Below are 13,477 nucleotides of genomic sequence, written 5' to 3'. Positions count from 1 at the left end.
CCTGTAACCAGCTTATTAATAGCTTTGTTGTGCCTGTCTACCTATTCTCACGCAACAGTCAGCGTATTAGATTTTGATTCCTTTCAAGATGGACAGATTATTGATAATGAATACTTAAACTCCCATGGAGTGAGTATTAGTAGTGTGAATTATAAAGGTGATAACCCAGACATTTTAAATAGGCAAGTCGCTTTCAATACTTTAAATAACAGTTCAAGAGACAATGATCTAGAGTTCAACAATAACAATAACGATTATAACGACGTCGATAGTGATTATCGCTATACCGCTTTAAATATGCCTGGTTATAGCGGGGCAAGTAATCCAGGGAATGTATTAATTTTACAAGAGAATGGATGGGGCTGCAGTGATGGTGTTTGTAACCACCCTGACGATGAAGGGACTCGAGCCGCAGGTTATTTTGAATTTCAGTTTACAAACTTAGTTGATATTTTAAACATTGATTTCTTTGATATAGAAGATCAAGTTAACCAAGATGTAAAATATTATGCCATTCAATTTTTTGATGAAAGTAATAACGAAATTCACCAAAATAATTACATGCCAACCATGGGAGATGGGCAGTTTGTACGTCAAGTTTTCTCTGGTGTTAGCAATGTTAAACGATTGATCATTAACATGCCTGGATCAGGCGCCATTGACAACTTAGCTTTCAAGGCCACTGAAGTACCAGAGCCAACTACTTTAGCAATATTATTTATCGCATTAGGGTTTACCGTTAGACACAGATTAAAGAAAAGTGAAGTCTCTCAACATATCTAAAATGAGTAATGTCCTAAATAGTTAAATACCGCTGATGTTTGCGGTATTTTTTTGTCTAAAATTCACAAGTACTACTTTATTTATCCTAAGCCAACTAACGATAGCTTTAAACGTAAATTATATGTAAATTCCTGATTTCACATTCGACCAAATAGCATTTTAGTATATGGTTGACTAAACTTAGTTAATTGTAAACATTATGCTTAAAGTCAAAAATATTGTTTGTAAGCCAAATATTACCAACCTATTCACCTTAACACTTTTATTTCTAATTACTGCCTGTACTGCACCTGCCAAGAAATATGAAGCAAACTGGAAATCATTAGAGAAACACCAAGCTGCACCTGAATGGTTTCAAGATGCAAAGTTAGGGATCTACTTTCATTGGGGACCCTATAGTGTCCCAGCTTATGGTTCAGCTTGGTATCCTGGAAATATGTACCGTAAAGGTCACCGGGTAAATAAGCACCATACAAAAACTTATGGTCCAGTGGAGCAATTTGGGTATGAAGATTTCATTCCAATGTTTACTGCTGAACAGTTTGATCCAATTGAGTGGGCTGAGTTGTTTAAATCTTCAGGTGCTAAATTTGCTGGCCCCGTTGCCCAACATCATGATGGTTTTGCTATGTGGGATAGCCAAGTTAACCCTTGGAACGCGGCAGAATTAGGGCCTAAAAGAGACATACTAGGTGATTTATTTTCTGAATTGAAAAAACAAGATATTAAAACCCTAGCGACATTCCATCATGCAAGAAACGGTCAAAGAAACAAAGGACCTAGAGCCAATGGAGTAAAGGACTTTAACAGTCATTACCCTTTTTATGAGGGCTCTCCTACTACAACCACTGATCCTAAACTAGCTAAATTATTCGGTAATTTCGACACAATTGACGAATTTAATAAGTACTGGTTAGATCAAATTAATGAGGTAGTCGACACTTATTCACCCGATATAATTTGGTTTGATTCTTGGATGAACATGTTACCTGAGTCATATAGACAAGAAATGGCTGCGCACTATTTTAATCACGCAGAAAAGACCAATCAACAAGTGGTGACTGTACATAAACATAACGACATGCCTATGTCTTTGAGCGTATTAGATTTTGAACAAGGTGGTCGACGGGACCTACACCCAATGCCATGGATGACAGATATCACGCTAGGTCAAAGTAGATGGTCATACATTGAAGGGGAAACTTATAAAGATCCTAGCTTAGTGATCCGTAATATGATTGACGTATGGAGCAAAAATGGCACCGTTTTGCTGAATGTATCACCCACTGCCCAAGGCGTTATAAATCAGGAACAAAGAGATGCATTAAAACAAATTGGTCAATGGTTAAAAACTCATGGAGAAGCCGTTTATGGGACTCGACCTTTTGATACCTATGGTTACGGATCAGCTGGTAGTAAATCTAGTAGCCATGATGGTCAATCTGCAAAAATTAACTATTCAGCTAAAGACGTAAGGTTTACCGTGGCCAAAGACGGTAAGGCAATGTATGTATTTTTCTTAGGGCAACCCAATCCAGGTAGCCTAGTGAAAATCAAAGCTTTAGGCAGACATCGCTATGCACCGCACTCTGAGGTGAAAAAAGTCACAATGTTAGGCAGTAATACTGAGGTTAAATGGTTAGATGATTCCTACTCATTTAATTTAACTATGCCAAAAGCAGGCATGAATGACATTGCCACCGTGTTTAAATTACATCTTAAATAGAGAGAGAATATTTAATGAAATTTCTAACTACCCTTGGTACTTTTCTAACCTCAATTGTTTTTCTGAATGCATGTGGTTCTAATTTAACGGCACAGTCGGCAATTGAAAGTGATGTTTGTTTGAATGAAAGCTATGACGAAAAAATTGAGCGTTTAGGTATAACAAATGAAAAATACTTAAGTACTGCGTCAAAAAGAGCTTTAGCTTGGCCAGATAGGAATAACAATTGGTATGGGCAATTTAGAGTACGAGACTTAAAAGGCGATTTTGCATACGAAAAAGGGGTTACAAGAAGAGATCCAAGTTCAGTACTATATGAAGACGGTTTGTATCATACTTGGTATTCAAGATCGGTAGGTCCAAGTAAAGGCTTCACCGACAATTTTGACGACAAAACTTGGCCTTGGGATTACACAGATGTTTGGCACGCTACTTCCAAAGATGGGATAACTTGGAAAGAACATAAAGCAGCTGTAGAGCGCGGAAAAGCAGGCGAGTTTGATGACAGATCGGTGTTTACCCCAGAAGTATTTAAACATGAAGACACCTATTACTTAGTCTATCAAACAGTAAAATCTCCTTATATTCAAAGAGTTAAGAACCAAGTCGGTATTTCATCTTCATCGTCTCCATGGGGGCCATGGAAAAAACACCCTGAGCCAATCTTAAGCCCAGCTGATAATGGTCAATGGTTAGGCGACGACCCACACAATAGATTTAGTGTGATTAATAAGGGAGATTTTGATAGTCATAAAGTTCATGACCCTTATTTAACCTTCTTTAATGGCAAGTTTCACCTGTATTACAAAGGAGAACAGATGGGTTGGGAAATCACTTTTGGTGGCCGTGAAATACGCCACGGTGTCGCCACTTCCGATTCACCATTTGGTCCGTTTACTAAATCACCTTTCAACCCCATATCAAATAGTGGGCACGAAGTGGCAATTTGGCACTATGATGGTGGCATAGGCTCTTTGATCACAACAGATGGGCCAGAAAGAAACACGGTGCAATGGGCAAAAGACGGGGTTAATTTTGAAATACTTGCCAATATAAAATCTGCGCCCCATGCAATGGGACTGTTGAGGAAAAACGACAACAGTAAACAGCCTTTTAAAATATTTGATTGGGGACTAACCCATAAATATCAAAATAAGGATTATCAATACATTCAGCGTTTTGATGGTAGCCAACCTAAAAGATCAAAGACTTCGGCTACCTATAAACTGAAATGTGCAGACTAACTAAAAATACTCTGAACTAATAAAACCCGCGGTAATAAGCCGCGGTTTTTATTCAAGATATAATCAATCCATTTTCATCAGCATCGATTCTGATTTTACTATCCTCTTTCAAATCGCCAGACAAAATCTTTTCCGCTAACGGGTTTTCAATTTCAGTTTGAATAGCTCGCTTTAAAGGCCTTGCACCATAAACCGGATCAAATCCAGCTTCAGCTAACTTATTTAAAGCGTCACCGCTCATTTCTAAACCGTAACCTTTCTCAGCTAATCGACTTCTAAGTGTAGATAACTGAATTTTGGCGATAGAGGTAATTTGTTCTATACCTAACGGATGGAAGACGACTGTGTCGTCCACTCTATTCAAAAACTCTGGTCTGAAATGTGTTCCCACGACTTCCATGACGAGATCTTTCACTTGTTGATAATTATTATTTTGACTGGCTTCTTGGATAACATCAGAGCCTAGATTAGAGGTCATAATTATTACCGTATTTTTAAAGTCTACTGTTCTACCCTGCCCGTCTGTTAACCTTCCATCATCTAATACTTGCAGTAATATATTAAACACATCTGGATGCGCTTTTTCGACTTCATCTAGCAAGATCACTGAGTAAGGTTTACGCCTTACCGCTTCAGTTAAGTAACCTCCTTCTTCATACCCAACATAACCAGGAGGTGCTCCTACCAAACGAGATACCGAGTGTTTTTCCATAAACTCCGACATATCGATTCTCACCATGGCATTTTGAGTATCAAATAAGAAATTTGCCAAGGTTTTACACAATTCAGTTTTACCTACGCCTGTAGGACCTAAAAATAGAAATGAGCCAATAGGACGATTAGGATCCGACAATCCGGCTCTAGAACGGCGAATTGCGTTAGAAACAGCATTTACCGCTTCGCTCTGTCCTACTACACGAGCATGAAGTGCACTTTCCATTGACAATAATTTAGCTTTTTCACCCTCAAGCATTTTAGATACTGGTATGCCCGTCCAGCGAGATAACACATCGGCAATCTCATTATCAGTCACTCTATTTTTCAACAAGGTAGTTTCTTGAGTTTCTGATTCAGACGCCAACTCTAGCTTAGCTTCTAGCTCTGGTATACGCCCATATTGTAACTCAGACATTCTACTCAGATCTGATGCACGACGAGCAATTTCTAAATCGAGCTTTGCTTGCTCGAGTTCCGATCTTATAGATTGTGTGCCTTGCATTGCTTGTTTTTCTGAAATCCAAACTTTCTCCAATTCCGAAAACTTATGTTCAGCTTGCTCTCGCTCCAACTCTATTGCTTCTAGGCGTTTATGACTGGCCTCATCCTTTTCTTTAGCTAGGGCTTGTTCTTCAAGCTTTAATTGGATAACTCTCCGTTCCAGCTTATCCATTTCTTCGGGTTTAGAGTCCATTTGTAAACGAATGCTAGATGCGGCTTCATCAATTAAATCAATGGCTTTATCGGGTAGCTGCCTATCACTGATGTACCTATGTGACAAAGATGCGGCCGCAACAATAGCGGGATCAGTAATTTCAACTGAATGATGTAACTCATATCGCTCTTTTAGTCCTCGTAAGATGGCAATGGTATCTTCTACGCTAGGCTCATCGACCAATACTTTTTGGAATCGACGTTCTAACGCTGCGTCTTTCTCAATATATTGGCGGTACTCATCTAGAGTAGTTGCACCTACGCAATGCAATTCTCCCCTGGCTAAAGCAGGTTTTAGCATATTACCCGCATCCATTGCCCCCTCGCCTTTTCCTGCACCCACCATAGTATGCAGTTCGTCAATGAATAAGATGACTCGTCCTTCTTCTTTGCTAAGCTCGTTTAAAACCGCTTTGAGACGTTCTTCAAACTCACCTCTAAATTTAGCCCCCGCTACTAAAGCGCCCATATCTAAAGACAAAACTCTCTTATTCTTTAGCCCTTCGGGCACTTCTAAATTGATAATTCGTTGTGCTAACCCCTCTGCAATAGCTGTTTTACCCACACCAGGTTCACCAATTAACACGGGATTATTTTTGGTTCTACGTTGCAATACTTGAATGGTTCGACGTATTTCATCGTCACGGCCGATGACCGGATCTAATTTCCCCTGCTCTGCGCGTTCAGTTAAATCTGTGGTGAACTTATCCAGTGCTTGACGGACGTCCTCGGCGTTAGGGTCAGTCACTTTTTGACCACCACGCATTTTTTCAATCGCTCCTTCTAACTTACTGTGATCAGCACCCAGTTGTTTGAGAATTTCCCCCAAAGCACCTTTATCTTGCACTGCTGCAAGCACAAAGACTTCAGAAGTAATGTATTCATCCTTTCTTTTTTGCGCATATTTATCACTTAAATTAAGTAACACAACTGTACTTTTACCTAACTGAACATCCCCCCCTGTGCCATCTACTCTAGGCAATTTATCTACGGCTTCTGATAATGCAGAGCGCAAGCTGTTGACATTAATCTGGGCTAAATCAAACAGTGGGCGAACCGAACCGCCTTGCTGATTCAGCAAAGCTGTCATTAAATGTACGGGTTCAATATATTGGTGATCACGGCCTAACGCTAAAGATTGAGCATCCGAAAGTGCCATTTGAAACTTACTGGTAAAGCTATCTAGTCTCATAATTTGTTCTCTAAAATATTTTGCTTGATAAAATTGTTATGGGTACGTTTTTTTGACTAATCAATAGCAAACGTTAAAAACAGCAGTAAAAGTAGGGTTATTTAGATTTGTGGTAATGTATCATTTAAGATAAATAGCACTCACCATGCGGCCGGTTGTTATATGTTGAAAGCCAGGTATCAAGCCTTTGTGCGTGGCTCTTCGGTGCGAGAAAAAATACTCATCTTCTGAATAGGTACATCTATCTCCACCATAAACATTTTTTAACCCAAGATTGAGCATTTTCTGTTTAGCAATCTGGTATAAGTCGACAAAATATTTTTTTTCATTTGTAGAGTTATTTCGACGAAAAGCTGCAGGATAGTCGCTAAATAAGTCTTTCACATCCTGACCAACTTCAAAGTAAGGTTGGCTAATGGCCGGCCCCATCCAAGCCATTAAGTTGATTGGATTTACTTGAAGTTTATTAATGCTTTTTTCAACCACTCCATCTGCTAAGCCTCGCCATCCAGCATGAATTGCGGCGACAATTGTGGCATCGGTATCACACACTAAAATGGGTAAACAATCGGCAGTCATAACCGCGCAAACTTGATTTTTTAACGTGCTAAAACAAGCGTCGGCTTCAACTTGATCATTGTTTGTATTGTTTACATTAGCTAAATTTATACAGTGGGTACTGTGGGTTTGTTTTAACCAAAAGAAATGTGCTTGATTGGGTAATAAAGAGCGATTTATCTCAACCGCCCTAACGTCATCCGCTACATGTTTAGCAATGTTTAAACAGTCGAAAGGCGCACAGCTCACTCCTCCAATTCTTGTGGTTGTATATGCTACAACATTTCGAAGAGCAGGCCATTCTGGCAACACGAAACTAGAATCGAGCAAGCTCCCGGTATCAAACATTAAGAATTACACCTCACCTGTACCGTGTTCAGCTTTATCGTCACGTAAAACTCTTAGAAGTTCAGTAAAGTCATTAGGTAATGGTGCTTTCCAACTTAACCATTCTCCTGTCACTGGGTGGGTTAATTCTAATTGAATAGCGTGTAACGCTTGACGTCGAAACTTTCTTAACATCTCAACCATTTCATCGTTACAGGCCTTAGGAGGTTTAGGTCGCCCGCCATAAGCCTGGTCGCCTACAAGAGGATAACGTAAATGCGACATGTGAACTCTAATTTGATGAGTTCTGCCTGATTCAAGTTTTAATCTTACATACGTGTGCGCTCTAAACTTTTCGATAACGCGATAATGAGTAACTGCTGGCTTGCCTGATTCTCTGACGGCCATATTCGTACGTTTAGTTTGATGACGACCAATAGGCGCATCCACTGTACCACCTGCAACCATAGTTCCAATAACCACAGCTTCATATTCGCGGCTAATTTCTCTTGCTTGCAACTGCTCCACTAAGTGAGTTTGTGCTGGAATGGTTTTGGCAACAACCATCAAACCCGTCGTATCTTTATCTAACCTATGAACTATACCTGCTCTGGGTACATTGGCGATTTCTGGAGCATGATTTAATAACGCATTTAACACAGTACCATCACCATTACCTGCGCCTGGATGCACGACTAGGTTCATGGGTTTATTGATCACTAATATATGTTCATCTTCATAGACAATATTTAAATCAATATCCTGAGCTTCATGTTGAACTTGAGTTTCAATTTCAGCATTAATTTCAATAAACTCTTCACCTACGAGTTTTTCTCGAGGTTTGTTCAATATGTGCCCATTTACTTTCACATAATTCGCCAAAATCCATTCTTTTAACCGAGATCTTGAAAAATCAGGGAACATTTCGGCTAAAGCTTGATCTAACCTCTTGCCGAGTAAATTTTCTGGCACATGGGCCTGTAGTTGTATTTTTTCATGGGCAGTAGACATGCTTTGAATATCCTGAATTTGTTTCGCGACGATTTATTGGTGCATAGCCCCATATGCTAGGGTAGAATGCGTGACAAATATCGTTTAGGTAAAAGCGTATTCTACCGGATTTTTAATCCTAATGAATCAAACATCACTAATCGAATGAAGAAATGAGAGAAATTAAGAGTAATATGATCAGTAAAATCAAATTAAAAGATATTTTATTAACCGGCGCATTAGTTGCTTTTGTTGGGTGTTCCTCTGCTCCAGATGAACAAGACGCTGAATTAATACTTAAAAATCAAGGTGCTCAGGGATTATATCAAGACGCCAAAAATAAGATGAAAATCGGTAACTATGGAGCAGCAACAGAAGCGCTTAGTTCCTTAGATTCTCGTTTTCCATTTGGACCTTTATCTCATCAAGTACAGTTAGATTTAATCTACGGCTATTACAAAACAGGGAAAACTGACGAAGGATTAGCCATTATTGATCGTTTTGTTAGATTAAACCCTAACCACTCTGATGTTGATTACGCTATATATATGCGCGGTTTAACCAATATGGAAGTCGATAGAAACTTATTTCAAGAATTAATTGGCATAGATCGTTCAGATAGAGATCCAAGCAACTCTAGAGAAGCCTTTAACGATTTTCGTCGTTTAATAGAAAAGTTTCCAAATAGTAAATATGCTGCAGATGCTCAAAAGCGTATGTTGCATATTAAAAGTCGTTTAGCCAAATATGAAATAGCAATTGCACGGTATTACATGCGCCGCGAAGCCTTTGTGGCAGCAGCAAATCGAGGCCGTTATGTTATTGAAAACTATTACGACACTAAACATGTTCAAGAAGCGCTAGAAATAATGGTCGAGTGTTATGATCAATTGAACTTAGATGATCTAAAAGATAACGCTATGAAGACACTTAAATTAAACTACCCAAATAGCAGTTTTATCAGCTAAGACATCCAGTCTTATGCACAAAAAACGCGCTTTTAAAGCGCGTTTTTTTATTCAAAAATACTCAATAAAATGAGCTATACCTATTCCATTAAATGGCATCTTCGTTTTCTTCACCTGTTCTAATTCGGATAACTCTTTCAACGTTACTTACAAAGATTTTTCCATCTCCAATTTTTCCTGTTTTTGCAGCACCTCTGATCGCTTCAATGCTTCTTTCTAATTGAGTGTCATTCACAACAATCTCAACTTTAACTTTAGGTAAAAAGTCTACTTTATATTCAGCCCCACGATATAACTCTGTGTGACCTTTTTGCCGTCCAAAACCTTTAACTTCAGTGACAGTTAATCCATTAATGCCAGCTTCTGATAGCGCTTCTCTCACATCTTCAATTTTAAAAGGTTTAATTATAGCTTCGATTCTTTTCATATGGCCTCTCGATTAAAATCAATCATAAATAGTTGGAATAGGAATACGTTTGTGTTGTGTTTTTACAAAAATATCAATTAATTTATTTGAAACATGTTCTTCGACAGGTTTACCTTCTAGAAAGTCATCAATTTGATCATAACTTAAACCAAGTGCTTGCTCGTCAGACTTTTGTGGAGATAAACTCTCTAAATCTGCAGTAGGAGCTTTATTTACAACGTGTTCTGGTGCACCTAAATAACTGGCAATTTGCCTCACTTGACGCTTGTTTAATCCAAATAAAGGCGCAATATCACAAGCACCGTCACCGTATTTGGTATAAAAACCCGTAATGTTTTCTGCAGAGTGATCGGTTCCTAAAACTAATCCATTCAACAAACCCGCTACTTGATATTGAATAACCATACGTGTTCTTGCTTTTACATTACCTTTCACAAAATCTTGTTTAGCTTCACTATCAGGTAACAAACCAGTATTAGCCATAGCTTCTACTGTTGCCTGATCAATAGCATCAGCGCCTGGTTGAACATTTACAGATAAACTTTTACTTGGTTGAATAAAATCAATCGAGGCTTGCGCATCTACCTCATCGGCTTGAATATTATAAGGTAAACGTACCGCAACAAACTGATATCCTGAACCTTGGTCATTATTTAAATCATTTACAGCAAGTTGAGCCAAACGACCTAAAGTACACGAGTCTACACCGCCACTAATACCTAATACTAAGGTTTTTGTATGGCTGTTAACTAAATGGGATTTAATAAAATCTACGCGCCTTGCCACTTCAAACTCGACTTCAATTTTTGGTAATACTCGCATTTCTTCAATTATAGTTTGACTGTGCATATCTTCTCTCTAAACCGTGGTTTTATTAAAACCGTGCATGTATGTATATTGTGGATAACCATTCACTAATAATTTATACCCTAATATCTCACTAATTAGTTTATATTATTTGAGGTATATATAAATTGGAGCTAATGACGTGAAACATCAAAATGGCGTGACACTTGTTGAATTAATGATCACTCTTGCCATAGTAACTATTATTTTAACTTCTGTTGGCCCAAGCATTCAAAGTATATTAATAAAAAATCGTATCGTGGCTGAAATTAATGAAATTAGTGCCCTAGTCCAGTATGCACGTCATCAGGCAATAGACGAACAGACTTTAGTGACAGTATGCCCATCGGTTGACTACTCAAATTGCACCACAGATTGGAATAACCCCAAAATGGCATTCATTGATAGTGATAATAACTCTATTCGTGCTAGCACTGAAGAACTGATTGTAAGTGTCGCCGCTGCTTCTGAAAATAACGTGATTACTAGCACAGAGAACAGTATTATTTTTGAGGAAAATGGTCAAACGGTTAGTGCAGCGGAAATATTGCTTTGTCACAAAGATAAAAAAGCAGAATATGCCCGTTCTTTATCGGTAACTGCACAAGGGCGTGTCAAAATGAGTACTGATAGCGATAAAAACGGCATATATGAAAACGCTGCAGGTACCCAACTTAGTTGTTAATTGTGTGGCAAAAATTCACTTCCATTTTTGTTAGATAACTAACTTGGGTTAATTATCTAACACTTTATTTTCATGTTTATTGTTAAAAAACTTATGCTTAAAACGCTGGCTTAATTGTTTAGCTCTATCGCCAATGGAACAGCCGCCCAAATACGCGCAGGGGATCATCAACAAGGTTATAACTGAAGAAAACAACACGCCAAACGCTAAAGAAATCACCATAGGAATTAGAAACAAGGCTTGGGTACTGCGCTCAAACATTATGGGTAATAATCCAATGAAGGTAGTTAACGAAGTTAATACAATAGGACGAAAACGGTCAACTCCACCAGCTAATGCCGCCTCAAATGCAGATAAACCTTGTTTTCTCAACTGATTAATTCGTTCTAACAAAACTAAATTGTCATTTACTACTACCCCAGAACAAGCTAAAAATCCCATAAATGAAAATAAGCTCATATCATAACCACCAATTAAGTGCCCAAAGACGGCCCCCATAAACCCGAAAGGAACAGCAACCAAAACTAACAGGGGTTCAAAAATAGATTTAAATGAAATAGCAAATAAAGAAAAAGCTATAACAAAAGCAAATAGGAAATCTTTGGCAAAACTATCACCAAACTGAGCCTGAGCCCGTAAATTTCCATCGGAAGAAATATCAAACCCTATGTAATCTTGTTTCCATTTATCTAGGTAACTGGCAAGCATTTGTTCAACAATTTTACCACTATCAACACCTTCGGCAGCTTCCGCGGTAATCGTAATATTTCGAATTCTATCCGTTCTTCTAATAGTGCTTGTACCTGGAACCAAGTTCACGACAGCCACTGCTTCTAACGGGATTTCATCCCCTTGAGCAGTTCGTATACGCATGTCGTCTAGTGTGTCTAATGTTTTTCTTTGATGTAGCGGAAATCTCAACATGACTTTAACGTCTTCTTTAGATCTTGGGATCCGTTGCACCTCCTCACCAAAAAAGGCTTGTCTAACTTGAGTCGAAATATCTCGGGCAGTAATACCCAAAGTTTGAGCATAATCCTTAACCGTAACTTCAACTTCTAATCGACCTGTATCTAAATTACTTCGCACATTTTCAATGCCTTCATAAGCCGCAAGAATACTTTTAACATCCTCCACAGCAGCTTGTTGCTCTTTCACAGAGTTACTATTTAAACTTAAATTTAGTTGAATATCAGGTGCCGTATTGCCAAATGAAGATTGTAAAGAATAACTTTGTAACTCTGGTAATGGACCAATTAATTCTTGTAATTTTTTAGTAATTTCTTCTCCTGTGACATCTCTTTCTTCACTGGGTGTTAAACCAATAAACATACTAATTTGATTGCCATTGGTTAAGGTATTCATTTCATGAATAAAAGGTTTGTTTCCATTTTTCGCCATTAATTCAGGAACAGTTTCTAAAGCACTGGCTTGTTTTTTCATATATTCAGCTAAATCAGTCGAATACCGATAAGGCGAACCGTCTGCAAAACTAGCGTTGAGCTGAATGAAAGGCGCGGGTACATTCGGAAAGAACGACATGGTTAACCAGCCAGCAGCAAACATAGTGACCGAGGCACCAAATAACAAAGTAAAACCTAAAACCGTACTGCCTTTTCTTGTGAGTAATTTATTTAATACTTTTTTATAGGTACCGCTAGCAAAACTTTCCATCGCATCTGAAAACTTATGTCGCACTGCTTCTAATTTTTGAAACACCACAAACCGACTCTTTTTTTCTGGCTTCATATGGGCCAAATGAGCCGGTAAAATGAGTAGTGATTCCGCGAGAGAAAATAACAAACAAAAAGTAACGACAAAAAAGATTGGGACAGTGAAAGGTTGAACTTGAGTAGGTACATTTACCATAGGGACAAAAAATATAATGGTACTTAGCACTGCTAGAACGACAGGAGAGAAAACATTTTTAACACCTATATTGGCAGACTCATGGCCTTTTATCCCTCTTCTTTGTTGCGAATATACGCTCTCTCCAACAATAATAGCGTCATCGACCACTATGCCTAAAACCATCAAAAAGGCGAACATGGACAACATGTTAAAAGAAATACCAAAATAAGGTAAAGCCCAAATAGCCCCAGCGAATGCAGTAACTATCCCTACAACAACCCATATTGCTAATTTGGGACGTAAAAACAACATTAAGATAGTAAACACTAACACTAAACCACTAATGGCATTGTCTTTAAGTAAGTTAAACCTAGCGTCATAAATATCTTTGCTAACGTTATGAATTTTTAAGGTTAAGCTGGATGGTAGGGTCTTTTTAAATTGGTCTA

At 38.4% G+C, this 13,477-nt stretch carries 11 protein-coding genes; 5 read left to right on the top strand and 6 right to left on the bottom strand.

From position 1 onward, the window contains the following. From ACSHXM_RS17855 to ACSHXM_RS17845, 3 genes are all read left to right on the top strand, one after another. Positions 1–783 (top strand): PEP-CTERM sorting domain-containing protein (locus tag ACSHXM_RS17855; RefSeq protein ID WP_435691011.1); only part of this gene is annotated, 783 nt, incomplete at its 5' end. Between the two features lie 199 nt (positions 784–982). Then, complete coding sequence (locus ACSHXM_RS17850; RefSeq protein WP_435691009.1) at positions 983–2,509, top strand: alpha-L-fucosidase; 1,527 nt, start codon at positions 983–985, stop codon at positions 2,507–2,509. A 14-nt stretch (positions 2,510–2,523) separates the two neighbouring features. Next, positions 2,524–3,753 carry a glycoside hydrolase family 117 protein gene (locus tag ACSHXM_RS17845; protein WP_435691007.1) on the top strand — a complete coding sequence of 410 codons (1,230 nt, stop codon included), beginning with the start codon at positions 2,524–2,526 and terminating at the stop codon, positions 3,751–3,753. A 52-nt stretch (positions 3,754–3,805) separates the two neighbouring features. Here ACSHXM_RS17845 and clpB read toward each other — a convergent pair whose 3' ends face one another. From clpB to rluD, 3 genes are all read right to left on the bottom strand, one after another. Next, positions 3,806–6,376 (bottom strand): ATP-dependent chaperone ClpB, encoded by a 2,571-nt coding sequence (gene clpB / locus ACSHXM_RS17840; protein ID WP_435691005.1) that lies wholly within the window; start codon positions 6,374–6,376, stop codon positions 3,806–3,808. Positions 6,377–6,496: 120 nt separating this feature from the next. Then, positions 6,497–7,282, bottom strand: coding sequence for a peptidoglycan editing factor PgeF (gene pgeF / locus ACSHXM_RS17835; protein WP_435691003.1), 786 nt, complete (start codon positions 7,280–7,282; stop codon positions 6,497–6,499). Between the two features lie 6 nt (positions 7,283–7,288). Then, positions 7,289–8,272 (bottom strand): 23S rRNA pseudouridine(1911/1915/1917) synthase RluD, encoded by a 984-nt coding sequence (gene rluD, locus ACSHXM_RS17830; RefSeq protein WP_435691001.1) that lies wholly within the window; start codon positions 8,270–8,272, stop codon positions 7,289–7,291. A gap of 173 nt (positions 8,273–8,445) precedes the next feature. Here rluD and ACSHXM_RS17825 point away from each other — a divergent pair, with 173 nt between their 5' ends. Further along, positions 8,446–9,219, top strand: coding sequence for an outer membrane protein assembly factor BamD (locus ACSHXM_RS17825; protein WP_435690999.1), 774 nt, complete (start codon positions 8,446–8,448; stop codon positions 9,217–9,219). An 88-nt stretch (positions 9,220–9,307) separates the two neighbouring features. On the opposite strand, the gene ACSHXM_RS17820 is transcribed toward ACSHXM_RS17825, so the two are convergent. Next, entirely contained in the window at positions 9,308–9,646 is a 339-nt protein-coding gene (locus tag ACSHXM_RS17820; protein WP_435690997.1) for a P-II family nitrogen regulator, read from the bottom strand. 18 nt (positions 9,647–9,664) lie between these two features. Beyond that, positions 9,665–10,495: an ammonia-dependent NAD(+) synthetase gene (nadE, locus tag ACSHXM_RS17815; RefSeq protein WP_435690995.1), complete on the bottom strand. Its 831-nt coding sequence runs from the start codon at positions 10,493–10,495 to the stop codon at positions 9,665–9,667. Positions 10,496–10,634: 139 nt separating this feature from the next. On the opposite strand from nadE, the gene ACSHXM_RS17810 reads away from it, so the two are divergent. Then, on the top strand, positions 10,635–11,177 hold the full coding sequence (locus ACSHXM_RS17810; protein WP_435690993.1) for a GspH/FimT family pseudopilin: 543 nt from the start codon (positions 10,635–10,637) through the stop codon (positions 11,175–11,177). Between the two features lie 48 nt (positions 11,178–11,225). Here the strand turns inward: ACSHXM_RS17810 and ACSHXM_RS17805 are convergent. Further along, the coding region (locus ACSHXM_RS17805) for an efflux RND transporter permease subunit (protein ID WP_435690991.1) at positions 11,226–13,477 on the bottom strand (2,252 nt) is incomplete at its 5' end.

Source organism: Paraglaciecola sp. (assembly GCF_051252315.1).
Taxonomy (GTDB): Bacteria; Pseudomonadota; Gammaproteobacteria; order Enterobacterales; family Alteromonadaceae; genus Paraglaciecola.
This window is presented reverse-complemented; position numbering and strand designations above follow the sequence as displayed.

What these genes read in the sequence shown, in the direction of transcription:
- ACSHXM_RS17850 (WP_435691009.1), top strand. Translation starts at nt 983, where the DNA reads ATGCTTAAAGTCAAAAATATTGTTTGTAAGCCAAATATTACCAACCTA.
- ACSHXM_RS17845 (WP_435691007.1), top strand. Translation starts at nt 2,524, where the DNA reads ATGAAATTTCTAACTACCCTTGGTACTTTTCTAACCTCAATTGTTTTT.
- clpB (WP_435691005.1), bottom strand. Translation starts at nt 6,376, where the DNA reads ATGAGACTAGATAGCTTTACCAGTAAGTTTCAAATGGCACTTTCGGAT.
- pgeF (WP_435691003.1), bottom strand. Translation starts at nt 7,282, where the DNA reads ATGTTTGATACCGGGAGCTTGCTCGATTCTAGTTTCGTGTTGCCAGAA.
- rluD (WP_435691001.1), bottom strand. Translation starts at nt 8,272, where the DNA reads ATGTCTACTGCCCATGAAAAAATACAACTACAGGCCCATGTGCCAGAA.
- ACSHXM_RS17825 (WP_435690999.1), top strand. Translation starts at nt 8,446, where the DNA reads ATGATCAGTAAAATCAAATTAAAAGATATTTTATTAACCGGCGCATTA.
- ACSHXM_RS17820 (WP_435690997.1), bottom strand. Translation starts at nt 9,646, where the DNA reads ATGAAAAGAATCGAAGCTATAATTAAACCTTTTAAAATTGAAGATGTG.
- nadE (WP_435690995.1), bottom strand. Translation starts at nt 10,495, where the DNA reads ATGCACAGTCAAACTATAATTGAAGAAATGCGAGTATTACCAAAAATT.